This window comes from Streptococcus toyakuensis, assembly GCF_024346585.1.
GTDB classification, from domain to species: Bacteria; Bacillota; Bacilli; order Lactobacillales; family Streptococcaceae; genus Streptococcus; species Streptococcus toyakuensis.
Window position 1 is genome coordinate 593521 of record NZ_AP024523.1, and the last position, 24481, is coordinate 618001.

A 24481-nucleotide genomic window follows, 5' to 3' on the forward strand; every position below is an offset into this window, starting at 1 on the left:
TTATTTTAACAAATGTTTATTTTTTAGTTTCAAATATCGTTGTTTTGGAGCGATAAAGAAGCTAATGAGAAAGAAACTAGCGGCTGTAAGCACGATACTAGAACCTGCCGCAACATTAAAACTATAGCCAATAAAGAGTCCCAAAACTGAAGCAGTAGCTCCAAAGGTTGAGGAAAGGAAAATCATACTTTTCAGGCTATTAGCATACAGATAAGCAGTTGCAGCTGGGGTAATCAGCATGGCTACAATCAGGATAGTTCCGACACTTTGCATGGCTGTCACAGACACGAGAGTCAAGAGTACCATGAGAAGGTAGTGATAGAAATTGACAGGCATTCCCATGGCTTTAGCCAAGAGTTCATCAAAGGAAGTTATCAAGAGTTGCTTGAAGAAAATCCAGATTAACAAGAGAATGACTGCACCCACACCCATAGTAATAAACATATCCGTATCTTGGACGGCCAGGATATTACCAAAAAGGATATGGAAAAGGTCAGTTGAACTTTTAGCGACACTAATCAAGATGATACCGAGGGCTAAGAAAGAAGAAAAGGTAATGCCGATGGCGGTATCGCTTTTGATAATCGAGTTTCCCTTGATGTAGGTAATGATGATGGCAGCTAGCAGTCCAAAGACAATGGCTCCGATAAAGAAGTCAAGGCCCAAGATAAAGGAGAGGGCTACACCTGGTAAGACAGCATGTGAAATGGCATCTCCCATGAGTGACATCCCGCGTAGAATGATGAAACATCCCACAGCTCCAGCTACGACCCCGACGACAATAGCTGTTATCAAGGCATTTTGTAGGAAATGGAATTTTTGCAATCCATCGATAAATTCTGCAATCATAGGTCACCTCCATTGAAAAAGAGTCGATTACCGTAAGCTTCTTTTAGATTGGTTTCGGTAAAGGTTTCTTTGGTTGGACCAAAGGCAATCACTTCTCGATTAACAAGCAAGACTTGATCGAAGTAGTGGGGAACCTTGCTGAGGTCGTGGTGGACGATGAGAACCGTCTTCCCAGCTTTTTTCAGATCTCTCAGCGTATTCATGATGATTTCCTCACTGACAGAGTCAATCCCAACAAAGGGTTCATCCAAGAGGATATAGTCGGCTTCCTGTACCAAACATCTGGCAATCAAGACCCGCTGGAATTGACCTCCAGACAGTTGACTGATTTGACGTTCAGCGTAGTCAGCTAGACCGACGATTTCAAGGGCTTCTTTCACTTTCTTCCAATGTTTAGCCTTTAAACTTCGAAAGAGAGGGATAGAGGGAAAGAGTCCTAACGAGACGCATTCCTTGACCTTGATGGGAAAGTTGTAGTCGATATTGATTTTTTGTTCGACATAGGCAATTCGATGTAAGGATTTTTTAACTTCCTTGTCATCGAGAAATGCCTGACCTTGATGTGGGATAATTCCCAGCATCCCTTTTAATAATGTTGATTTTCCAGCACCGTTTGGGCCAATGATACCTGTAATTGTCGGTCCATGGAGCACTAGTGAAATATCCTTAAGTGCCAACGTTTCTTTGTAGGAGACACTGAGGTTTTCGATACGTATCATAAACTTATATTCCTCCTGTCTCTTAATATACATTAAAAAAAAAATTAAGTCAAGTTAATTTTTGAAAAAATTAAAATAATAACTGAAAAATAATGGGAAACATCTATTCATTTTTAATTGCATTCCCAAGCAATTTTTGTTAAGCTAAAAACAAGTACAAATGAAAGCGAGAACACGATGACACGTTATCAAGATGATTTTTATGATGCAATCAATGGAGAATGGCAACAGACAGCTGAAATCCCAGCAGATAAGTCTCAAACGGGAGGTTTTGTTGATTTAGACCAGGAAATTGAAGACCTGATGTTGGCGACAACAGACAAGTGGTTGGCAGGAGAAGAGGTGCCTGAGGATGCTATTTTAGAAAATTTTGTCAAATACCACCGCCTAGTTCGTGATTTTGACAAGAGAGAGGCTGACGGTATCACACCTGTTTTACCTCTTCTTAAAGAATTCCAAGAATTGGAGACTTTTGCAGATTTTACAGCTAGACTAGCAGAGTTTGAGCTTGCAGGAAAACCAAACTTCCTTCCTTTTGGTGTATCACCAGACTTTATGGATGCCAGAATCAACGTTTTGTGGGCTAGCGCTCCAAGCACGATCCTGCCAGACACGACCTACTATGCAGAAGACCATCCTCAGCGCGAAGAGCTCTTAACTCTTTGGAAAGAAACTAGCGCAAATCTTCTCAAGGCTTATGATTTCTCTGATACAGAAATTGAAGATTTGCTAGAGAAAAGACTAGAATTGGACCGCCGAATTGCAGCAGTAGTTCTTTCTAATGAAGAAAGTTCAGAGTATGCTAAACTCTACCATCCATATTCATATGAAGATTTCAAGAACTTTGCGCCTGCCCTACCTCTGGATGATTTCTTCCAAGCCGTTCTTGGACAAGTACCAGACAAGGTTATCGTAGATGAGGAACGCTTCTGGCAAGCAGCAGACCAATTCTATAGTGAAGAAGCTTGGCCTCTCCTCAAGGCAACCTTGATTTTGAGTGTTGTCAATCTCTCAACCAGCTATTTAACAGAAGAAATCCGTGTCTTGTCAGGTGCCTATAGCCGTGCGCTTTCAGGAGTTCCAGAAGCCAAAGACAAGGTCAAGGCAGCTTATCAACTAGCACAAGGTCCTTTCAAACAAGCCTTGGGTCTCTGGTATGCCCATGAAAAATTCTCTCCAGAAGCTAAGGCAGATGTAGAGAAAAAAGTGGCAACCATGATTGATGTCTATAAGGAACGCTTGGCTAAAAATGACTGGCTGACTCCTGAAACTCGTGATAAGGCCATCGTCAAACTCAATGTCATCAAGCCTTATATCGGTTACCCTGAAGAATTGCCAGAACGCTACAAGGACAAGGTAGTGGATGAGACTGCTAGTCTTTTTGATAATGCTCTAGCCTTTGCGCGTGTGGAAATCAAGCACAGTTGGAGCAAGTGGAACCAGCCTGTAGACTACAAGGAATGGGGCATGCCTGCTCATATGGTCAATGCCTACTACAATCCACAGAAGAACCTGATTGTCTTTCCAGCGGCTATTTTACAAGCACCTTTCTATGATTTGCATCAGTCATCTTCTGCTAACTACGGTGGTATTGGTGCAGTTATTGCCCATGAAATTTCTCACGCCTTTGATACCAATGGAGCTTCCTTTGATGAAAATGGTAGCCTCAAGGATTGGTGGACAGAGAGCGACTATGCTGCCTTCAAGGAGAAAACACAAAAAGTCATTGACCAATTTGATGGACAAGATTCTTATGGAGCAACCATCAACGGTAAATTGACTGTATCAGAAAACGTGGCTGACTTGGGAGGAATCGCAGCAGCGCTTGAAGCAGCTAAGCGAGAACCAGACTTCTCAGCAGAAGAATTCTTCTACAACTTCGGTCGCATTTGGCGCATGAAAGGTCGCCCAGAATTTATGAAACTTTTGGCTAGCGTCGATGTACATGCACCAGCTAAACTCCGTGTCAATGTACAAGTACCAAACTTCGATGATTTCTTTACAACCTATGATGTCAAAGAAGGAGACGGTATGTGGCGTTCGCCAGAAGACCGCGTCATTATTTGGTAATGCAAAGAGGTCAGTAATCAGAAAAAAGGCATTCAATCAAGGTTTTCACACCTTATTGGATGCCTTTTGTAATAGAAAGATTTGCTGGATAGTTTACTTAAATTGTGCTATTGATTGTCATCATTTTACTAGAAAAAAGGATTGAAAGTTTTTTCGTGAGCGATAGTAGTAGCTGGACCATGCCCTGGATAGACATCATAGTTTGGTAGAGTGAAGAGTTGGGTCTGGATACTATGAAGGAGTTGTTCCATACTACCAGTTGGAAGGTCGGTTCGTCCAATGGTTTCACGGAATAGGGCATCTCCTGTCAAGACTAGGTGAGCATCAGGAAAGACTAGGGAAACACCACCGATAGAATGTCCTGGTGTTGGCAAGACAGTGAAACGAAATTCCTCCAGCTGATATTCCTCATGAAAGACAAAGGTGTGTTCTGCAGGTTTTGCGACCACATCTGCCATATCATCGTGACGAGGGAGACCAGAGAGATTATTGACAGGAGTATAGAGCCAGCTGGCTTCGCTCTCTGCGATATAGACAGGAGGATTGCCAAAAGTTTCGCGAACCAAGTCCAGACTCATGATATGGTCATAATGGGCGTGGGTAAGGAGAATAGCGCAGATCGGTTTGTTGATGTTCTCGATGGCCTGACGAATAGCTTCCCAATGGCTACCGGGATCGACCACGATGAGGTGTTTTTCGCCTTCTAAGTAATAGGTATTTTCATAGGCAACAGGATTCACGGTTTTATGGATTTTCATACTAGCTCCAATCTCAAAGAATGTACTAATACTCTTCGAAAATCTCTTCAAACCGCGTCAACTTTATCTGCAACCTCAAAGCAGTGCTTTGAGCAGTCTGCGGCTAGTTTCCTAGTTTGCTCTTTGATTTTCATTGAGTATAAATTAAGTATAGCACAGTTAGGGAGAATAAGCTGGAAAAGGAAATAGGTCTAGAAAGAAGATGGTTTGGATAAAAAATAAGCCTCGAGTTAGTTCGAGGCTTAAACTGTTTTAATTACCAGCATAATATTTTTGGATTCCCTTGACAATCCCTTCAACTAGTTTATCTTGGTAGTCACTGCTGCGGATTTTTTGGTTTTCTTCTGGATTATCCATATATCCCATCTCTAGCAAAACAGCTGGTTTAGCTGTTTCACGGAGAACAGCAAAGGTTGCTTGCAAGAGCCCAGCATCCCTAGCTCCAGTTTCAGCTAGCAGTGAAGTATGGATATCAGCTGCGAGACGATTACTTTCACTTATCCTTTCAGGATTGTTGTGCCAATCCTTGTTAATCTTGCTAGGGAAGCCAGGTTCATCTTTGTAAGAATAGGTCTGGATACCTAGGTTAACGGTTGTATCATTCCCTTTTGCATTGAAATGAAGGCTGATGAAAAAGTCAGCATTGGTCTTGTTGACCATACGAGAACGCTCGGTAATAAAATCAACGTCTATATCACTATCTCGAGAGGTGAGAACGGTATAGCCGAGTCCTTCTAGTCGTTTACGTAGCTTACGATAAACTTGTAGGTTCAATTCTTTTTCAGCTATGCCATAGTAATAAGCCCCGCGATCCTTACCACCGTGACCTGGATCAAGAAAGATAGTTTTAGAGTAATGTCCTTTTTGAAAACCTTGTGCTAATTCACGAACCCATTTTCCATTCCCTTGGAAGAGCTGGTTTTTACCATCCACAGCATAGGTTCCTGTAACATACACACCATCATCCTTAAGATAGTACCAAGCTTGATAGTCTGGGTCGTAAATCCATTCCTTATGGGCCATGTAGCCACCAGATTTGAGGTAGTAGGAACCAATCCATTGTTTTTGGGCATAGCGTCCGCCAGATTTTAGGTAAAACCAACTAGAGTAGCTTTGGTCGTAGACCCATTCCTTATCTGCCATGGCACCGCTGGATTTGAGGTAGTAATCGCCTTTCCAAACATTGGCCAACATTCTACCGTAGCCATCAAAAGCATACCACTTGCCATTGATTTGGCTCCATTGGTTGGATAAATATTTACCTGAACCATTGATATAGTACCAATTATTGCCCATTTGGTACCAAGTGTTTTCAAGCAAGTAGCCATGACTATCAAAGAGATAACCATCATAGAGGGTATCTGTAAATTTGACACCAGTTTGACTATAAAAAGTCCACTTGTTCCCCTCTTTTACCCAGCCAGTTTGTATAGGTTGATTAGGTTTGGTTTCCCTAGAAAGAGAAGGTTTGCTTTCTTGCTCACTTGAACTAGCTGTGCTCGACGAAGTTTCTGTACTAGCTTGAGAACTACTAGCAGAAGTATTTGTAGAACTGTTAGTAGAATGACTAGTGGAAGTATTTGTTGAGCTACTAGTTGAACTAGTCATAGGGTTAGTAGCGGAATGACTAGTATCATCAGCCAAAACGATTTGGTTTGTTAGTCCAAGAAAAGCCAAAGCTAAAAGTGTCAGTCTTTTGTGTGATTTCATGTTGTTTGCCTTTCTAGAGAGATGAAAATTCAGTAATTATCGTAAAATACTGTTCTTATTACCATTATACACTAAAAAAATCAGAAAATTACCAAAATATCAAACCTTTTCTTATTTAAGCAGAAGAAAAGATTTTCATTTCACTAACTTTTAGAGTAGCCTATATTTCAAAAAAGTTAGATGAAAATCAGATAATTTTATTTTTTAAGTTTGAATCTTATTCTATCATACGTTCCAACAAATTGAATAGCTTCAGAATCCTCTTTTTCTAGTTTTCATATTCTTAAAAAAGTGATAAAATGGTAGGAAGAATTGGAGAGTAGAGATGCCAAAAGAAGTGAATTTAACAGGCGAAGAAGTTGTCGCTTTAACCAAAGAATATTTAACAGAAGAGGATGTCCATTTTGTCCATAAGGCCTTGGTCTATGCGGTGGATTGCCACAGTGGTCAGTATCGCAAATCAGGCGAGCCTTATATCATTCACCCTATCCAAGTGGCAGGTATTTTAGCCAAACTCAAGCTAGATGCTGTAACGGTAGCTTGTGGTTTCTTGCACGATGTGGTGGAGGATACAGATGCGACCTTGGACGATTTGGAAAGAGAGTTTGGTCCTGATGTGCGGGTAATCGTAGATGGGGTTACCAAGCTTGGTAAGGTCGAGTACAAATCAATCGAGGAGCAATTAGCGGAAAATCATCGTAAGATGCTCATGGCCATGTCTGAGGACATCCGTGTTATCTTGGTTAAACTGTCTGACCGTTTGCACAATATGCGGACCCTAAAGCACCTTCGAAAAGACAAGCAGGAGCGCATTTCCAAAGAAACCATGGAAATCTATGCCCCACTTGCCCACCGTCTGGGGATTTCCAGTGTCAAATGGGAATTGGAAGACCTGTCTTTCCGTTATCTCAATCCAACGGAGTTTTACAAGATTACCCATATGATGAAGGAAAAGCGCAGGGAGCGTGAAGCCTTGGTGGATGAGGTGGTCACAAAATTAGAGGAATATACGACAGATCGTCACCTAAAAGGGAAGATTTACGGTCGTCCCAAGCATATTTACTCGATTTTCCGCAAAATGCAGGACAAGAGAAAACGGTTTGAGGAAATCTATGACCTGATTGCCATTCGTTGTATTTTAGACACCCAAAGTGATGTTTACGCCATGTTGGGTTATGTGCATGAACTTTGGAAACCGATGCCTGGTCGTTTCAAAGACTATATCGCTAACCGCAAGGCCAATGGTTACCAGTCTATCCATACGACAGTTTATGGGCCAAAAGGACCGATTGAGTTCCAAATTCGGACCAAGGCCATGCACGAGGTGGCTGAGTACGGGGTTACGGCTCACTGGGCTTATAAGAAAGGCGTTAAGGGGCAGGTTAACAGCAAGGAATCTGCTATTGGGATGAACTGGATCAAGGAGATGATGGAGCTCCAAGACCAGGCTGATGATGCCAAGGAATTTGTGGACTCTGTCAAGGAAAACTATCTGGCTGAGGAGATTTACGTCTTTACCCCAGATGGAGCTGTCCGTTCTCTTCCCAAAGATTCAGGACCGATTGACTTTGCCTATGAAATCCATACAAAAGTCGGTGAAAAAGCGACTGGTGCCAAGGTCAATGGTCGCATGGTTCCACTGACAACCAAGCTCAAGACAGGGGATCAGGTTGAAATTGTCACCAACCCGAATTCATTTGGTCCTAGCCGTGACTGGCTCAATATGGTCAAGACCAGCAAGGCGCGTAACAAGATTCGTCAGTTCTTTAAAAACCAAGATAAGGAACTGTCAGTCAACAAGGGTCGTGAGATGTTGATGGCCCAGTTCCAAGAAAACGGCTATGTGGCAAATAAATTCATGGACAAGCGCCACATGGACCAAGTTCTACAAAAGACCAGCTACAAGACAGAAGAATCCCTCTTTGCGGCTATTGGTTTTGGAGAAATTGGAGCTATTACTGTCTTTAACCGTCTGACTGAAAAGGAACGTCGTGAGGAAGAACGTGCCAAGGCCAAGGCGGAGGCAGAAGAACTTGTCAAGGGTGGCGAAGTCAAGGTTGAAAACAAAGAAACCCTCAAGGTCAAGCATGAGGGTGGTGTGGTCATTGAAGGTGCCTCAGGTCTCCTAGTGCGGATTGCCAAGTGTTGTAATCCTGTTCCTGGTGACGATATTGTCGGCTATATTACCAAGGGCCGTGGTGTGGCTATTCACCGTGTGGACTGTATGAACCTGCGTGCCCAAGAAAACTACGAGCAACGTCTCCTTGATGTGGAATGGGAAGACCAGTACTCAAACTCAAATAAGGAGTATATGGCCCATATTGATATTTACGGTCTCAACCGTACAGGACTGTTGAACGATGTACTGCAAGTTCTTTCAAACACAACCAAGAATATATCAACAGTCAACGCCCAACCAACTAAGGATATGAAGTTTGCCAATATCCATGTGTCCTTTGGCATTGCCAACCTCTCTACATTGACCACGGTTGTGGACAAGATTAAGAGTGTGCCAGAAGTCTACTCTGTCAAACGGACAAACGGCTAATTGTCCTAGCTCTTACTAGAAAGGCTATTATGAAAATCATTATCCAACGGGTAAAAAAAGCCCAAGTGAGTATCGAAGGTCAGGTTCAGGGGAAAATCAATCAGGGACTCTTATTGCTGGTTGGTGTTGGACCAGAGGACCAAGAGGAAGATTTGGACTATGCTGTGAGAAAACTGGTCAATATGCGGATTTTTTCAGACGCAGAAGGCAAGATGAACCTGTCTGTCAAAGATATTGAAGGAGAAATCCTCTCTATTTCTCAGTTTACCCTCTTTGCGGATACTAAGAAAGGAAATCGTCCAGCCTTTACAGGCGCAGCCAAGCCTGATATGGCATCAGACTTCTATGATGCTTTCAATCAAAAATTAGCGCAAGAAGTACCCGTTCAGACAGGGATCTTTGGAGCGGATATGCAGGTTGAGCTGGTCAATGACGGACCAGTCACCATTATCCTTGATACTAAAAATAGATAAGAAAGACCAAGCCCAGCTGGCTTGGTTTTTCTTATCTATCATAAAATATTCCAAAATGAAATCGGTTCTTGATAGGCCTTGGGGAAATCTTGTTTCAGGCTTTGGCAGATGCGATAGGAAGGGACGAGATGTCCTAGGATGAGGAGAGTTCCCTGAAGGAAAAGTGGGATACCCCTTACAATCAGCAAGGAGAGAATGATCAGGCTATCCCATAGGAGGATTTGTAAGGCAAAACGCCAGAATCTCGGTCTAATCTGGGAATAAAGGTGACTAAAGTGGTCACAAAGTTGGTTGGAAAGATAGGTCAATAGCACAGGATGAAAGAAAATGAGCCAACCGCTATAAATCAACATCCAATCCCAAGTAAGTCCCTCTTTAAATGTCAAAAATGCCAGCATAATTCCATCGATGATAAGGAGTTGAATGGTTTTGATGGAGATGATTTTTTTCATGATAACCCCTCCTTTTCCTTAGAGACACTCCCATAAAGAGATATGTTTGCCGTAAAAGTCTGGATAGTTTTCTCTTAGGTGGTCAGTTGTCATATAATAAAAAGTAGAATGGCAAGCAGTGATGATTGGCATAAGAGATGAAAAACGATGAGAACTAACGAAGGCTAAAAGGACAAAAAATAGAAAGTCGCTGATGAGCACCCCTAAATAGTAGAAGCGAATCTTTTTATTGATTTGAGGATAAATCTCAGCGAATTGATGTTTGAGTCGGACAACCAAGCGAAATAGCAGGAGTCCTTGAGCAAGGAGGAAAATAAAACCAGAGAGCAAGAGCCATTCTAAAGCTGTCTCGGGTCTAGTGGTAAAAAATGCAAGTAGTAGCAAATCAATGACTACAATTGCTATAAAATGGATTCTATAGAGTTTTTTCATGACAAGACCTCCCTCTTTTATCTAACTTCATTCTACTCCAAAAGAATGGGAGTTACAAGTAAAATGATAAAAATAGCAGAAGGGAGATTCTCTTAAGTCGACTTGTTTTTTTATTTAAGTTTTCTTCTATTATCTTACTTCTTCATCATTCCAGACAAATAAAGCTCCGATTGCATTGAGGATATAAAAGATGTATTTTCCGATATTGGCAAAATTTCCTTGAATACCAGCTTTTGTCAGCTGAACGAAATTGTAAATCAACCAAAAGCCCCACTGAGTTGTTAGTTTCAATGCGTTAAAAGCATTGGCAATGAGTGAGAGTGCAAAGGCAATGGTTGTTACATAGGCAAGGAGATTCATCTTTCCTCCATAGCCGATATAGTTGGTCACAAAGGCAAAGAGGAAGGCGATGATGGAAATGATGATGGCCGCCAATTTTAGCTGTTTTTGGCTCATTTGGTTGGGTCTGCCTTCTTGCGAAGCTTCCCATTTCTTAATAGCAAAGGTATAAATGAGGAAGGTGACGGGATAGGTGATAATGGCCGCCTTATTTCCAAGGATATAATCAATAGCACCGGACAAAATGGTATTAACAATACCAAAGTAATTTCCCCATTTGCTTAATTTCCCCGTGAAACGAGTGGACAACATGGAAATCCCAACGTTGGTTACGGAAATCAATCCAAAGGGTACAAGAGCTGTCCATGGTCCCCAGTCTACGAATTTATCGAGGCGGGAGTTGAGGTAACCAGATGCAATCGCAATCCCAACGACTAAAGCAACCCCAAAGAGGTCAAACCATTTAGATGTAGCAAAAATTTTTAGTGATTTTTTCATAGTTTAAACTATCTTTCTTTTTTTTACAAATATTCTACAATTAAATGAAAGCAAAATCAAATGATAGAAATAAAACCCTGAAAATAAAACTTTCAGGGTTGGTTGGGGGACTTGAGAAATTAGTTGATTTTCTCGACATAGAGTTGTTTGGCAATGTCCATATTCACTTGTAAATCCTCGTCTTTACTAAGGATAGTAAAGGTGTTACTGAAGCCATCAAACTGCTTGACTTGGAGCGGATCACCGATGCGAAGTGAGTGCTTATCCAGATAATGGAGAATGTCAAAACTATCGTGCACCCGAGTCAGGCGGTAGGCGCCAGCTTCCTTGATATCAGCTAGTGGCAGGTTATTGATTTCAACCAAGAGTTCTCCCTTGACAGGAATAGTTCCTCCATGAGGACAGGTCTTGGGAAATCCTAGCAATTTATCCAGTCTTTCCACGAACAGGTCAGAGACAGTATGTTCCAAGACCTCAGCTTCCTCGTGAATCTGGTCACTCGTATAGTTTAAATGATGAACCAGAAAAACTTCAATCAAGCGGTGTTTACGATAGAGCTCAGAGACCAATTTGAGGCCGAGGTCAGTCAGTAGATAGCCACATTCCTTGTCCTTGAGGATGAGATTTTCGCTCTTCATCCGTTTAATCATTTCAGTTACGGCAGGGGGAGAGACTTGCATGCGGGCAGCAATTTCCTTGTTGGTAATCTTATGCAAATCTATGCTAATTTCATAAATACATTTTAGATAGTCTTCTTTATTCGGGGTCATTCGCTTCCTCTTGTCTAATATCTTTATCTAGTATATCAAAAAAAGCTAGATTTCTCTAGCTGTGACTTTTTATGTTATACTTATTGCAAGAGAAAAAACGAGGAGATGGATATGACGAAAATAGCTCTTCTTTCAGATATTCATGGAAATACCACCGCCTTGGAGGCTGTTTTGGCAGATGCTCGGCAGCTAGGAGTGGATGAATACTGGCTTCTGGGAGATATTCTCATGCCAGGGACAGGGCGTAGAAGGATTTTGGACTTGTTGGATCAACTACCGATTACGGCTAGAGTTTTGGGAAACTGGGAAGACAGTCTTTGGCATGGTGTCCGCAAGGAATTGGATAGTACTCGTCCCAGTCAACGCTATCTCTTGCGACAGTGCCAGTATGTTTTAGAGGAAATTTCCCTAGAAGAAATTGAACTGCTCCACAATCAACCACTCCAGATTCATCGTCAGTTTGGGGATTTGACGGTGGGAATTAGCCACCATCTTCCTGATAAGAACTGGGGGAGAGAGTTGATTCATACTGGAGCGCAAGAGGATTTTGACCGCTTGGTGACCAACCCGTCTTGTGATATTGCTGTTTATGGTCATATTCATCAGCAGTTGCTTCGTTATGGGACTGGTGGGCAATTGATTGTCAATCCAGGTTCGATTGGTCAACCTTTCTTTCTAGATGCCCAGTTGCGGAAGGACTTGCGGGCCCAGTATATGATTTTGGAGTTTGATGACAAGGGCTTGGTAGATATGGACTTCCGACGGGTGGACTACGATGTGGCAGCTGAATTGCAGTTGGCTAAAGACCTCAAACTTCCCTATTTTGAGGTTTATTATGAAAGTCTAGTCAATGGTATCCACCATACTCATCATCAGGAATTTCTGAGAGAATTGGCCCAGAAAGAGGGCTATGATAGGGAATTAGATGCTTGGTTGAAAAGTGGTAATAATTGACATTACAACCAAAAAGGGTATAATAAAAGAAAGAGAAGAGTAGAGGTAGGCTAGCCTCGTAAAAAGGAGAAGAGTATGCAAATTCCAAGTAGATTTACCATTGCGACTCATATGCTGATAATCATTGCCCTCAAGGGGAAGGAAAGCAAGGTGACCAGTGATTTTCTGGCTGCTAGTGTCGGGGTCAATCCTGTCATTATCAGAAAGACCTTGTCCCAGTTGAAGAAGGCTGAACTGATTTCAGTAGCGCGCGGAACAGGGGGAACAGAGATTGTTAAGGATCTCAAAGACATTAGTCTTTTAGATGTTTATCAAGCGGTCGAATGTCTTGGTAAGACAGGCCAACTCTTTAGTTTTCATGACAATCCAAATCCAAATTGCCCAGTTGGAGCTCATATTCATGATGTTTTGGATCAAAAATTGGAGAGAATCCAGCTGGCTATGGAGGCTGAACTTGGTCAGACCAGTCTAGAGCAAGTCGTGGCTGATGCAGAGAGTCAGATGAAGGAGTGATTTTTTCTTTAAAACAAAAAAGCTTATGAAAAGGTTTTTATACTCAATGAAAATCAAAAAGCAAACTAGGAAGCTAGCCGCAGGTTGCTCAAAGCACAGCTTTGAGGTTGCAGATAAAGCTGACGTGGTTTGAAGAGATTTTCGAAGAGTATTACCTTTTCATAAGCTTTTTATCTATTTTTCCAGGCTTGGTAACGGGTATCAATCAATAACTGGGTGAGGCGTCCCATGGTTTCTCTTTTTTTTGGAGTGAGGGATTGAGCTTGGACGAAGAGATGACGAATGTGTTCGATAGCCTTGAAGGAAGACAGGTCATTGATGGATCTAATCCCAGCATCTAGAATGGTGCCAAAGAAGAGGTCGAAGTAGAGCTGGAGTTCTTCATCAGGGACTGTGGCCACCCACTCCTTGAAGGTTGTGTCGACTTGTTGACTATCACTATTAGTCTTATCTAGTTGAACGAAGTGTTTGTCCTCAATTTGCCAACTAAAGGTATCGTGCTGGGCAATACCACCCAAGGCAGTACTGTGAACGATGATTTGGTGGGCAGGGATTTCCAACATCATACCGATAATGGAACCTTGTGGAATAAAGACCTTGGTTCTATCCATTATCCTTTGATAGCCCTCGGTTTGTGTCAATTCTTTGTGGAGACCAGGCGCATCAAAGGTATAAACTGCTGTGATTTGATTTTGCAAGCTTTGCTCAATTTGACTAGCAGCATAGATGGCTAGATTTCCTCCCTTGGAATGCCCAGCCAGAATGACCTTTTGCTTAGGATGTTGGGCAAAAAAGTTCTTTAAATAGCGAATGGCGTGCTTTTGAGCAGGAATTTCCTTCATATAGGTCAGGTGGAAATCTTCCTTCCAACCAATAATACTATCATCTGTACCTCGAAAAACAATCAGATAGGTATCGAGAGTGAGGCGGTAGGTCATAGCCGCAAATTGCTTTTGCAGCTCAGGGTCGATGTCGTTGATAAAATGGGAGAGTTTGCAATTTTTGAAGCGTTTGTGTTGAGCTAGTTCATCTAATAGCTGGAGGCGATTTTTGCTGGTCAACATGTTAGGTTCTCTTGGAACCTGAGGTGCCAGTTCTAAAAGTCGCTGAGGAGCTGTGGAGACCAGATTATCAAAGGAGAGGTAGGTGATTTCTGTTAAGGCTAGAATGTCTAACTCATTCAAAGGAAGGTCGTAAAAGGAATCGTATGCGACATCTTTCAGATAGTCAAAAATATTGGCCATAAGAGCTCCTTTCTTTTCTTTATCTTATCAAATTTCCCTCAAATTAGCTAGTCGGCTTGCCTATATCTGCTGGTTAAAAACAAGCTCTTTCAAATTCAGTTTCAGACCTTCGAGCATGGAAAAATCTGTTATAATAATAGAAAAGGAGGAGCGCATGCACAAGATTTTATTAGTAGAAGATGATCAGGTCATTCGTCAACAGGTCGGGAAAATGCTCTCTGAATGGGGATTTGAAGTGGTCCTGGTAGAAGACTTTATGGAAGTTTTGAGTCTATTTGTTCAGTCGGAACCTCATCTGGTCCTAATGGATATTGGACTGCCTTTGTTTAATGGTTATCACTGGTGTCAGGAGATTCGCAAGATTTCCAAGGTCCCCATCATGTTTCTGTCTTCGAGAGACCAGGCTATGGATATTGTCATGGCAATCAATATGGGGGCGGATGACTTTGTGACCAAGCCTTTTGACCAGCAGGTTCTTTTAGCTAAGGTTCAGGGCTTGTTGCGTCGTTCCTATGAGTTTGGGCGTGACGAGAGTTTACTGGAATATGCTGGTGTTATCCTCAATACCAAATCCATGGATGTGCATTATCAAGGCCAAGTCTTGAATTTGACCAAGAACGAATTCCAGATTTTACGCGTTTTGTTTGAGCATGCGGGCAATATTGTAGCGCGTGATGACCTCATGCGGGAGCTTTGGAACAGTGACTTTTTCATTGATGATAATACTCTCTCTGTCAATGTGGCTCGTTTGCGTAAAAAATTGGAAGAGCAGGGCTTGGTAGGATTTATCGAGACCAAGAAAGGAATAGGGTACGGACTGAAGCATGCTTGATTGGAAACAATTTTTTCTAGCCTATCTGCGCTCCCGTAGTCGCCTGTTTGTCTATCTGCTTTCTTTGACGTTTCTGGTTTTGCTCTTTCAGTTTTTATTCGCAAGTTTAGGAACTTACTTTCTCTACTTTTTCCTCTTGTGTTGCTTTGTAACCATCTTATTTTTCACTTGGGACATATTGGCGGAGATGCAGGTCTATCGTCAGGAACTTCTCTATGGTGAGAGGGAAGCCAAGTCTCCTTTGGAAAGAGCCTTGGCTGAAAAATTAGAAGCGCGTGAGATGGAACTTTATCAGCAGAGATCAGATTCAGAAAGAAAACTGACGGATTTGCTGGATTACTATACCTTGTGGGTCCATCAGATTAAGACCCCCATTGCAGCTAGTCAACTCTTAGTTGCAGAAGTAGCCGACCGCCAACTGAAGCAGCAATTAGAACAGGAAATTTTCAAGATTGATTCCTATACCAATCTAGTTTTACAGTACCTGCGTTTAGAAAGTTTCCATGATGATTTGGTCTTAAAGCAGGTTCAAATTGAGGATCTGGTTAAGGAAATAATTCGTAAATATGCTCTTTTCTTTATTCAAAAAGGACTAAATGTCAATCTACATGACCTTGATAAAGAAATCGTAACGGATAAAAAGTGGCTACTAGTGGTCATTGAGCAAATCATTTCAAACAGTCTCAAGTACACTAAGGAAGGTGGTCTGGAGATTTATATGTACGGGCAAGAGCTTTGTATCAAGGATACAGGAATCGGGATAAAAAACAGTGATGTCCTCCGAGTCTTTGAACGTGGCTTTTCAGGGTATAATGGACGCCTAACCCAGCAGTCATCTGGACTTGGACTTTACCTATCTAAGAAAATTTCTGAAGAACTGGGGCACCAGATTCGCATCGAGTCTGAGGTCGGAAAAGGAACGACAGTGCGGATTCGGTTTGCTCAAGTGAACCTAGTCCTTGAGTGAGAAGAGACGAAAAAGCCTCCGGACTGGAGGCTTTTGTGCTAGGTTCTTATTTCTCAACGCGTGATTTGTTGGCGATATCAGCTAGGATAGCTTGAACAAAATCATCTACTGAGACAGTTTGTGTTTCTTTTTGACCGTAGCGACGAACGTTAACAGTTCCGTCTTCCATTTCCTTGTCCCCAACAATCAATTGGTAAGGAATCTTGCTTGTTTGTGAAGCACGGATCTTGAACTGCATTTTTTCATTGCGCTCATCTACGTCTGCACGAACACCACGGTCACGGAGTTTCTTCGCTACTTCCCATGCGTAGTCCACGTGTTTTTCGTTAGATACTGGGATGAGGGTTACTTGGTGTGGTGCAAGCCATGTTGGGAAAGCACCTTTGTAGTTCTCAATCAAGATAGCTGTGAAGCGTTCCATAGTTGAGATAACTCCACGGTGAATCATAACTGGACGGTGCTCTTCGCCATCAGCTCCGATGTATTTAAGGTCGAAGCGTTCTGGAAGCAAGAAGTCAAGTTGGATAGTAGAAAGGGTTTCTTCTTTTCCAAGAGCGGTCTTAACTTGAATATCCAATTTTGGTCCGTAGAAGGCTGCTTCACCTTCGGCTTCAAAGTAGTCCGCGCCCATTTCATCAAGGGCTGCACGAAGCATGGTTTGAGCATTTTCCCACATTTCATCGTTATCAAAGTACTTGTGAGTATCTTGAGGGTCACGAAGAGAGAGGCGGAAGCGGTATTCAGTCAAGTTGAAGTCTTCATAAACATCGATAATCAACTGAAGAGCACGTTGGAATTCTTCTTGGATTTGTTCTGGAGTCACAAAGAGGTGACCGTCGTTAAGAGACATTTCACGCACACGTTGAAGACCAGTGAGGGCACCAGATTTTTCATAACGGTGCATCATACCGATTTCGGCGATACGGATTGGCAATTCACGGTATGAGTGAACATGGTGTTTGAAGACTTGGATGTGGTGCGGGCAGTTCATTGGACGAAGGACAAATTCTTCCCCGTCACCCATATCCATAGTTGGGAACATGTCTTCTTGGTAATGATCCCAGTGACCAGAAGTCTTGTAAAGTTCAACAGAAGCAAGTGGTGGAGTGTAGACGTGTTGGTAGCCAGAAGCTAGCTCTTTGTCTACGATGTAGCGTTCCAACTCACGACGAATAGTCGCACCATTTGGCAACCAGAATGGCAAACCTTGACCAACCTCTTGAGAAATCATAAAGAGGTCAAGCTCTTTACCAAGTTTACGGTGGTCACGTTCCTTAGCTTCTTCACGCATTTGAAGGTAGTTTTTCAAGTCTTTCTTGTCAAACCAAGCTGTACCATAGATACGTTGCATCATAGCGTTATCGCTATTTCCACGCCAGTAAGCACCTGCTACATGGAGAAGGTGGAAGATTTGGATACGACCTGTTGATGGGACGTGTGGGCCACGGCAAAGGTCTACATATTCACCCTGACGATAGATAGTCAAACCGCCTTCGTCTTCTGAGTGTTCTTCAATCAATTCCAACTTGTAAGGGTCGTTTTTGAAGATTTCACGTGCCTCGTCTTTAGTAACTTCTTCACGGATTGATGGGAAGTTTTCTTTGACGATTTTTTGCATTTCTTCTTCGATACGAGGAAGGTCTTCGTTAGAGATTTGACCAGCTGTGTTGTCAGTATCGTAGTAGAAACCATCTTCGATGGCTGGACCAACTCCCAAGTGAATGTCTGGGAAAAGACGACGAGCTGCTTGGGCGAACAAGTGAGCGGCTGAGTGACGCAAGATTGGAAGGGCATCTTCATGATCAGGTGTCACAATTTCGATGCTTCCATCTTCAGTGATAGCACGAGTAGTGTCGATGAGCTTGCCGTTGAATTTACCAGCCAAGGCCTTTTTAGCTAGAGAATTGCTGATAGATTGGGCAATTTCAAAAGTTGTAACGCCAGATTCGAATTCACGAACAGCGCCATCTGGGAAAGTAATGTTAATCATGATGTTCTCCTTACTTATATTATTGACGAATGTGTTAACCCTATTCTGAAAACAGGGACAGAGGATTGTGAAAGATAGAAAAACAAAAAGCGACATCCTCGAAAGGACGTCGCAACGTGGTTCCACCTTCATTTATGTTCCTCAAAAAAGAGGGACACCTCTGATTGGCTCTAACGTGGCCACCGTTTTATGTTTTCATAAAAAACTCAAGAGTAGTATCAGTTTAGGCCTCCTATGCGTTTCCAGCAACCACGCACTCTCTAGTAGAAAGGGACTAAGTGACTTGTCTCTATGGATTATTATAGCATGATTGTGAGATTTTTCAAGGATTTTGTGAAAGTTTTTTGTTTTTCATTTTTTGTAGAATATGCTTGATGCCAATACCGGAAGCCATGCCCACCAGAGCAAAGATTTCATAGGCTAAAAAGTAAAACCAGATAAATTCACCGAAGGTTATGATAGTAAAGCAAAAGAGCAGTCCGTTACCAATTAACCACCAAAGTGAGAAACGGAAACGGTAGCTATAGAGTAGCGATATAATCAAGATTACCAGAGGTGTAAAGAAGAGAAGATTGTTTATACAGAGTCCCTTGAGTGTAAGGGGGTCAGAAACAACTAGCAAGACCAACTCATAAAGTGGCCAATAAAAGAAAAATATGACCAGATAGTAGGGGAGATGGGAATAGAATCTACGCATGATAATCACCTCGTTTTAAAAAACAGACAACTTGGATTTCTTGCTATGATTGTTATAGCATGTTTAAAACAAGAAAGTAAATCTGTTGACAAAGAAGTTAGTTATTGGTAGAATAGGGATTGTCGTAAAGACAAATAACTTCTTCTTGGTTACAGGCATGCCAACCTGTCACTCGGATGAAGCCAAATAAAAAGGAGAAACATCATGGCAATCTCAAAAGAGAAAAAAAATGAAATCATCGCACAATATGCACGTCACGAAGGTGATACAGGTTCAGTAGAGGTTCAAGTTGCTGTCCTTACTTGGGAAATCAACCACCTTAACGAACACATCAAACAACACAAAAAAGACCACGCTACTTACCGTGGATTGATGAAAAAAATCGGTCGCCGTCGTAACTTGCTTGCATACTTGCGTAAAAACGACGTTAACCGTTACCGTGAGTTGATCAACTCTCTAGGACTTCGTCGCTAATTCAAGATACAAAGGCCGTCAAAAGCACAAAGCAAAAATAGGAAAATTGACGAAGAAACTTCAGTTTCTAGGAAATTTTATCTTTTTTGCCAAGTGCTTAGGCCGTGTTCAATTGAGCATATCTTGATAATGAAGCTACTCTAAATTGGGTAGCTTTTTTACTTTTGTCACCTTACCTTGATATGCTCAAGTATAATCTTTGGTTACGGTTCCTAGCACTGTAAGGTAAAATAAACCAGAATGATCTCCCTTCGGGGAGATTTTTTTGTTTCACTGAAAGTTTCGTACATTCTTCTCCTCGCCGTCTAGTCTATAAACGTTTTATCCAGCAAGAATCATGATGCTAAGGGTGTAAGAAATCCGTATGAAAATAGGGAAACGACACCGTGTTCGATGAACACAAGGAGTACCATCTTTTTCACTAGGATTTTAGCCTGAACTCAAATCAGCTCTCTGACTTCAGAGGGCTTTTTTATTGAGGTTTTATCGGTCACAATTTTGGAGACTACAAAAACCTCAAATGGTATCAGCTAATTACACCATAAGGGTGCGCAGCTACTCGGCTTGAAAAGCCTAGTAGCTGTCTGCAAGCCCCTTCGGAGAGCCCACACTTTACGAAGTAAAGTATAGTATGTTATACTTTACATGGAAGTAGTCACCGAATTCCAGTTAGAAATTACTTTGTAACTACGTTTTGAGGAGGAGTAAAATGCTTTCCTATGTTCGACATTACCCACTAGCGATAGCTAAATTAATGTGTCTGTGCTCTCCTAAAATCTGCTGATTTATTACTGACTAATACAGGAGGTTTTTATGGGACAGACAATCATATCTGCTATTGGTGTTTATATTTCCACCAGTATCGATTATTTAATTATTTTATTTATTTTATTTGCACAGCTATCACAGAATAAACAAAAATGGCATATTTATGCGGGGCAATATCTAGGCACAGGCTTACTTGTAGGGGCGAGTTTAGTTGCTGCTTATGTCGTTAATTTCGTGCCTGAAGAATGGATGGTTGGATTGCTTGGTTTAATCCCTATCTATTTAGGGATTCGCTTTGCAATTGTTGGAGAAGGTGAGGAAGAAGAGGAAGAAGAGGAAGAAATTATTGAAAGATTAGAACAAAGCAAGGCAAATCAACTGTTTTGGACAGTTACATTGCTGACAATTGCGTCTGGCGGAGATAATTTAGGTATCTATATACCTTATTTTGCTTCGTTAGATTGGTCACAGACCCTCGTGGCGTTGCTTGTGTTTGTAATCGGCATAATTATCTTATGCGAGATTAGTCGGGTGTTATCCTCTATTCCGTTAATATTCGAGACAATTGAAAAATACGAGCGAATCATTGTGCCCTTAGTATTCATTCTACTTGGACTATACATCATGTATGAAAATGGCACGATAGAGACTTTTCTGACCGTGTAGATTTTTTTGTTTCACTAGGATTTTATCCCGAGCTCAAATTGGCTCTCTGATTTTCAGAGGGCTTTTTATGTTGTCACCTTACCTCGACATACTCAAGTTTAATCTTCGGTTACGGTTCCTAGCACAATAAAACCAACTATATTCATTTGTTCTCATCTTGTTACGCAGTTGAAAATATGGTATACTTTTTCATGAGAATTTTCTAAATTTTTAAGATTCTATCATAGGAGGTTTGCATGCTTTCCAAATTTTCTGGAAGCCGACAAGACCAGCAATTTGTGTTACTTTTAGTTATTTTGCTAGGTATTTTAGGGATTTCTCTCTTTCTAGCAGTTTCAATGGGATCTGTTGCGATTGATCTAGGAGATACCTATCGGATTATTTTGAGCAGGTTAGGATTTCCTCTTGATATAGGAGAGGTTTCCAAGTCCACTCTTGCCATTGTATGGAACATGAGATTCCCTCGAGTATTGTTAGGTCTGATAGTAGGAGCAGGCCTTTCTATGTGTGGTAGCGTGATGCAGTCCACGGTAAACAATCCCATCGCTGAGCCCTATGTCTTAGGAATCTCTGCGGGTGCAACTCTAGGGGCAACATTGAGCATCATTCTTGGTTTAAAAGTGATGATTAGCCTTGGAGCTTTTCTTGGAGCTATTTTGGCAACAATTGTTGTTCTCATCATTGCCTCTATGCAGGGAAGAATGACGACTTCTAGTCTGATTTTATCAGGAACGGTGGTCAACGCTCTCTTTCTGGCTTTTTCAAACTTTATTATCTCAGTCGGAGCTAATGCGGATAGTGTGATGACCATTAAGTTTTGGACAATGGGCTCGCTTGCTGGGACTACCTGGGCAGACTTGGTCCTGCCAACTATAGTAGTAGGAATGACCTTTCTATTTTTTTCTACGCAGTATCGTGTTTTTAATGCGATGATGATGGGAGATGAGGCTGCTTTAACTTTGGGAATTCCTTTACGATTTTATTGGTATCTTTATGTGACAATGGTGGCTGTGCTGACAGCAGTCTTAGTGGCAACCTGTGGGATTATTGGATTTGTCGGTCTGATTACTCCACATTTAGCTCGAGGGTTAGTAGGAACGAATTACAAGAGGCTTTTTCCTGTTGCAACCTTGCTAGGTGCCCTCTTTGTCATCTGGGCAGACGTACTCTCTCGTATCATCATTCCAAACGCAGAGCTTCCTATTGGTATTTTCACAGCCTTAGTAGGTGCTCCCTTCTTTATCTACATTGTTGGAGGTAGGCGAAGGGAGGTGAGGGTCTGATATGGACTTGATTTGTCAGGATGTCCACTTTGGACTAGGAGAGAAAAAAATCCTCAAAGGAGTTTCTCTTAGGGTTGAGGGGCATCAATTTCATACGATACTAGGACCAAATGGAAGTGGAAAAACCAGCCTGCTTAAACTCCTCTATCGTCAGGAAAAGGCAGACAAAGGCTTGATAAGCCTAGATGGAAAGTCACTGGAGCATTGGTCACTAAAAGAAACAGCCAAGCAAATGGCGGTCGTCACCCAGTTTAACCAACTGCAGTTTGATTGTACAGTTGAAGAAATCGTCTTGCTGGGAAGAACTCCCCACCTCTCTTTTTTACAGAAGGAAAGGGAAAGGGATTTTACTCTCGTTCAAGATGCCCTCGTTAAGGTGGATATGCTCGAGAAGAAAACTCGTCTCTATTCGTCTCTGTCAGGGGGAGAGAAACAGCGAGTTTTGTTAGCCCGCGCCTTGGCGCAAGAACCGACTCTCTTGCTCCTGGACGAACCAACCAATCACTTGGATATCAAGTATCAGTTAGACTTGTTGACCATTGTGAAGAATCTCAAGGTCAATGTTCTAGCTGTCCTACATGATATTCAACTTGCTTGTCGCTATTCGGATTATCTCTATCTGATGAAAGAGGGAGAAATCCTTTACCAAGGGACTCCAAAGGAGACCATCACCCCTGAGTCATTGCAAACTGTATACGGAGTTCAAAGTCAGGTGACTTGGACCGAGGATCAGCAAGCTATGATTCACTATTTATAAGAATGAAAAGGAAAACAAGATGAAAAAAACACTAAGCATTTTACTCGTAACAGTAGCTACCCTAACTATGGCAGCTTGTGGCAACACTAGTACAGAAAAAGCTACCACACAATCTAGCACAGAGACAAGTCAAAAGGCTAACGCAGAGACGACTTATCCACTAACGGTCAAAACCTATGACGCGAAAGGGAATGAAGTCGAACAAGTCTTTGACAAGGCACCTGAAAAAGTTATCACTAACAATCTTTCAACCACTGAAATCTTATTGGAGTTGGGGTTGAAGGATAAAATTGCTGGCATGCTTAATCCTGATAATGCTGTGACGGGCAAATACAAGGACGCGATTGCGACGATTCCTCAAATTGGGGATAAAAAAACAGTCTCACAAGAGACAGTCCTTTCTTATGAGCCGGACGCTGTGATGGGTCGAAACATGATGTTTTCTGAAAAATCCTTGGGGACAGTTAGCACTTGGAATGAAAATAAAATCCCAGTTTATACACAAAAAGCTTCTCTCTCAACAATTCAGCAAGATTTGGGGAATATCGTAGAAGATGTCAAAAATCTTGGAATGATTTTTAATGTTCAGGACAAGGCTAATGAATACGCAGCACAATTACAAACTAAAATTGATGCTGTTAAGAAAGCAAATCCAGCAAGCCAAGGTGAAAAGAAAAAGGCTTTGATTATGGTTGCTTATAATGATGAAACCTTCGGTGCCTACAAGTCTGCTTTGCAAGAAAGTTTGCTGAACCAACTTGGTTATACAAACGTTGCAACGGGAACATCAGGCTTGACCTTGGAAAATCTCGTGTCAATGGATCCTGAATTGATTATCTATGTAACCAGCGACCGCAATAAAAAATTGGATGAAAAAGCAGTAGAGTTGATGAAGGCAAATGCTGTTTTGGAAAGCGTTCCTGCAATTAAGAATCAAAAAATCATGAACATCTCTTACGATGAATTGATGGACTATGGTCCAGCAGTGGTTGATTCCCTTGAGAAAATCAATGACTTTATCAATAAATAATGAGTTTGATTGGGAAGGAATTCAAGTCAAAATCAGCCTTCCTTCTAACTACGACCCCAATCAAACCTATCCGGCAATTTTATTGAATGATGGAAACTTGGACTTCCTATCGTCCCTTTCCGAATCTGTGATTTTGGTGGGTTTGACCTCTAAAAATCGCTTAGACGACTATACTCCCTGGGCGACATCGGCTCTGAGAGATGGAGCTCCAGATTTTGGCGGTCAGGCAAACGTCTATCATGATCATTTATTTGGAGGCCTTTTAGACAAGTTGCAGTCACTTTATCGCCTGGACGAAACTCGCCTTGCTTATGGAGGTTACTCACTAGGTGGTTTGGCGGCAGTCTACAGTCTTTTCAGCTTTGACAAGGTTTCCTGTGTCTTTTCGATCTGCGGTTCCTTTTGGTATCCTGATTTTGTGACCTACTGCAAGGAAGAAAATGTGAAAAATTTGGACTGTTTGCTGTATTTACAGAATGGTCAAACAGAAGGAGAACGCCACACTAATCGCTTGGCTCAAGCACCAGTCTATGCTGAGCAGATCCATACCAGTCTTCAGAAACGCTATCCGAACGGCCAGTTTGTCTTTGACCCTTATGGACACCATGACCAAGTGGCCGAACGATTTTTAGCCTTTTCCAGCTGGTTGGCCCAAAAATGGAAAATCGAATAAAAAATTTATCCCTTG

24 protein-coding genes and 1 pseudogene are annotated in these 24481 nt (G+C 41.9%); 13 read left to right on the forward strand and 12 right to left on the reverse strand.

Annotated features, from left to right (window positions below; genetic code table 11):
* A complete protein-coding gene (locus STYK_RS03205) occupies nt 1-849 on the reverse strand; it encodes a metal ABC transporter permease (protein ID WP_000559787.1) in 849 nt (282 codons plus the stop codon).
* The gene (locus tag STYK_RS03210; RefSeq protein ID WP_000619142.1) at nt 846-1568 is read right to left on the reverse strand and encodes a metal ABC transporter ATP-binding protein; all 723 of its coding nucleotides are present in this window, start codon (nt 1566-1568) and stop codon (nt 846-848) included. The genes STYK_RS03205 and STYK_RS03210 overlap by 4 nt, the downstream gene beginning before the upstream one ends.
* 177 nt (nt 1569-1745) lie before the next feature.
* Here STYK_RS03210 and pepO point away from each other — a divergent pair, with 177 nt between their 5' ends.
* Nucleotides 1746-3638 carry an endopeptidase PepO gene (pepO, locus tag STYK_RS03215; protein WP_261805224.1) on the forward strand — a complete coding sequence of 631 codons (1893 nt, stop codon included), beginning with the start codon at nt 1746-1748 and terminating at the stop codon, nt 3636-3638.
* A 128-nt stretch (nt 3639-3766) separates the two neighbouring features.
* Here the strand turns inward: pepO and STYK_RS03220 are convergent, their stop codons facing one another.
* Together STYK_RS03220 and STYK_RS03225 are read right to left on the reverse strand one after the other, a co-directional pair.
* A complete protein-coding gene (locus STYK_RS03220) occupies nt 3767-4396 on the reverse strand; it encodes an MBL fold metallo-hydrolase (RefSeq protein WP_214614699.1) in 630 nt (209 codons plus the stop codon).
* Nucleotides 4397-4648: 252 nt separating this feature from the next.
* Complete coding sequence (locus tag STYK_RS03225) at nt 4649-6106, reverse strand: N-acetylmuramoyl-L-alanine amidase (RefSeq protein WP_261805225.1); 1458 nt, start codon at nt 6104-6106, stop codon at nt 4649-4651.
* Nucleotides 6107-6431: 325 nt separating this feature from the next.
* Between STYK_RS03225 and STYK_RS03230 the strand changes: the two genes are divergently transcribed.
* Nucleotides 6432-8654: a RelA/SpoT family protein gene (locus tag STYK_RS03230; RefSeq protein WP_261805226.1), complete on the forward strand. Its 2223-nt coding sequence runs from the start codon at nt 6432-6434 to the stop codon at nt 8652-8654.
* Nucleotides 8655-8683: 29 nt separating this feature from the next.
* Nucleotides 8684-9127 carry a D-aminoacyl-tRNA deacylase gene (gene dtd / locus STYK_RS03235; protein ID WP_000691419.1) on the forward strand — a complete coding sequence of 148 codons (444 nt, stop codon included), beginning with the start codon at nt 8684-8686 and terminating at the stop codon, nt 9125-9127.
* 38 nt (nt 9128-9165) lie between these two features.
* On the opposite strand, the gene STYK_RS03240 is transcribed toward dtd, so the two are convergent.
* From STYK_RS03240 to STYK_RS03255, 4 genes are all read right to left on the reverse strand, one after another.
* Nucleotides 9166-9579 carry a hypothetical protein gene (locus STYK_RS03240; RefSeq protein WP_024057131.1) on the reverse strand — a complete coding sequence of 138 codons (414 nt, stop codon included), beginning with the start codon at nt 9577-9579 and terminating at the stop codon, nt 9166-9168.
* A gap of 18 nt (nt 9580-9597) precedes the next feature.
* Nucleotides 9598-10011, reverse strand: coding sequence for a hypothetical protein (locus STYK_RS03245; RefSeq protein ID WP_261099477.1), 414 nt, complete (start codon nt 10009-10011; stop codon nt 9598-9600).
* A gap of 129 nt (nt 10012-10140) precedes the next feature.
* Entirely contained in the window at nt 10141-10848 is a 708-nt protein-coding gene (locus STYK_RS03250; RefSeq protein ID WP_000749110.1) for a nicotinamide mononucleotide transporter, read from the reverse strand.
* A 119-nt stretch (nt 10849-10967) separates the two neighbouring features.
* A complete protein-coding gene (locus tag STYK_RS03255; protein ID WP_261805227.1) occupies nt 10968-11618 on the reverse strand; it encodes a metal-dependent transcriptional regulator in 651 nt (216 codons plus the stop codon).
* A 111-nt stretch (nt 11619-11729) separates the two neighbouring features.
* Between STYK_RS03255 and STYK_RS03260 the strand changes: the two genes are divergently transcribed.
* The gene (locus STYK_RS03260) at nt 11730-12572 is read left to right on the forward strand and encodes a metallophosphoesterase family protein (RefSeq protein WP_261805228.1); all 843 of its coding nucleotides are present in this window, start codon (nt 11730-11732) and stop codon (nt 12570-12572) included.
* A 75-nt stretch (nt 12573-12647) separates the two neighbouring features.
* Nucleotides 12648-13085, forward strand: coding sequence for an Rrf2 family transcriptional regulator (locus STYK_RS03265; RefSeq protein ID WP_001166796.1), 438 nt, complete (start codon nt 12648-12650; stop codon nt 13083-13085).
* A gap of 170 nt (nt 13086-13255) precedes the next feature.
* Here the strand turns inward: STYK_RS03265 and STYK_RS03270 are convergent, their stop codons facing one another.
* Entirely contained in the window at nt 13256-14329 is a 1074-nt protein-coding gene (locus STYK_RS03270; protein WP_001273811.1) for a DUF2974 domain-containing protein, read from the reverse strand.
* 154 nt (nt 14330-14483) lie between these two features.
* Here STYK_RS03270 and STYK_RS03275 point away from each other — a divergent pair, with 154 nt between their 5' ends.
* Complete coding sequence (locus STYK_RS03275) at nt 14484-15161, forward strand: response regulator transcription factor (RefSeq protein WP_000548993.1); 678 nt, start codon at nt 14484-14486, stop codon at nt 15159-15161.
* Entirely contained in the window at nt 15154-16128 is a 975-nt protein-coding gene (locus STYK_RS03280; RefSeq protein ID WP_173218537.1) for a sensor histidine kinase, read from the forward strand. Before STYK_RS03275 ends, STYK_RS03280 begins: the two co-directional genes overlap by 8 nt.
* A gap of 46 nt (nt 16129-16174) precedes the next feature.
* On the opposite strand, the gene thrS is transcribed toward STYK_RS03280, so the two are convergent.
* The 3 genes and pseudogenes from thrS to STYK_RS03290 all read right to left on the reverse strand — a co-directional run bounded on the left by thrS (nt 16175) and on the right by STYK_RS03290 (nt 18815).
* A complete protein-coding gene (thrS, locus tag STYK_RS03285) occupies nt 16175-18118 on the reverse strand; it encodes a threonine--tRNA ligase (protein WP_261805229.1) in 1944 nt (647 codons plus the stop codon).
* Between the two features lie 40 nt (nt 18119-18158).
* Nucleotides 18159-18367, reverse strand: a pseudogene (locus STYK_RS10255) (hypothetical protein).
* Nucleotides 18368-18440: 73 nt separating this feature from the next.
* Entirely contained in the window at nt 18441-18815 is a 375-nt protein-coding gene (locus STYK_RS03290) for a hypothetical protein (RefSeq protein ID WP_020903629.1), read from the reverse strand.
* Between the two features lie 204 nt (nt 18816-19019).
* Between STYK_RS03290 and rpsO the strand changes: the two genes are divergently transcribed.
* The 6 genes from rpsO (at nt 19020) to STYK_RS03320 (ending at nt 24466) form a co-directional block, all read left to right on the forward strand.
* Nucleotides 19020-19289 carry a 30S ribosomal protein S15 gene (gene rpsO, locus STYK_RS03295; RefSeq protein WP_001018251.1) on the forward strand — a complete coding sequence of 90 codons (270 nt, stop codon included), beginning with the start codon at nt 19020-19022 and terminating at the stop codon, nt 19287-19289.
* Between the two features lie 813 nt (nt 19290-20102).
* Complete coding sequence (locus tag STYK_RS03300; protein WP_000531713.1) at nt 20103-20723, forward strand: CadD family cadmium resistance transporter; 621 nt, start codon at nt 20103-20105, stop codon at nt 20721-20723.
* A 236-nt stretch (nt 20724-20959) separates the two neighbouring features.
* Complete coding sequence (locus STYK_RS03305) at nt 20960-22006, forward strand: FecCD family ABC transporter permease (RefSeq protein ID WP_261805230.1); 1047 nt, start codon at nt 20960-20962, stop codon at nt 22004-22006.
* Between the two features lies 1 nt (nt 22007).
* On the forward strand, nt 22008-22763 hold the full coding sequence (locus STYK_RS03310) for an ABC transporter ATP-binding protein (RefSeq protein ID WP_261805231.1): 756 nt from the start codon (nt 22008-22010) through the stop codon (nt 22761-22763).
* A gap of 19 nt (nt 22764-22782) precedes the next feature.
* Nucleotides 22783-23793 carry an ABC transporter substrate-binding protein gene (locus tag STYK_RS03315; protein WP_261805232.1) on the forward strand — a complete coding sequence of 337 codons (1011 nt, stop codon included), beginning with the start codon at nt 22783-22785 and terminating at the stop codon, nt 23791-23793.
* Nucleotides 23774-24466 (forward strand): alpha/beta hydrolase-fold protein, encoded by a 693-nt coding sequence (locus STYK_RS03320; RefSeq protein ID WP_261805233.1) that lies wholly within the window; start codon nt 23774-23776, stop codon nt 24464-24466. Before STYK_RS03315 ends, STYK_RS03320 begins: the two co-directional genes overlap by 20 nt.
* The last annotated feature ends 15 nt before the right edge of the window (nt 24467-24481 follow it).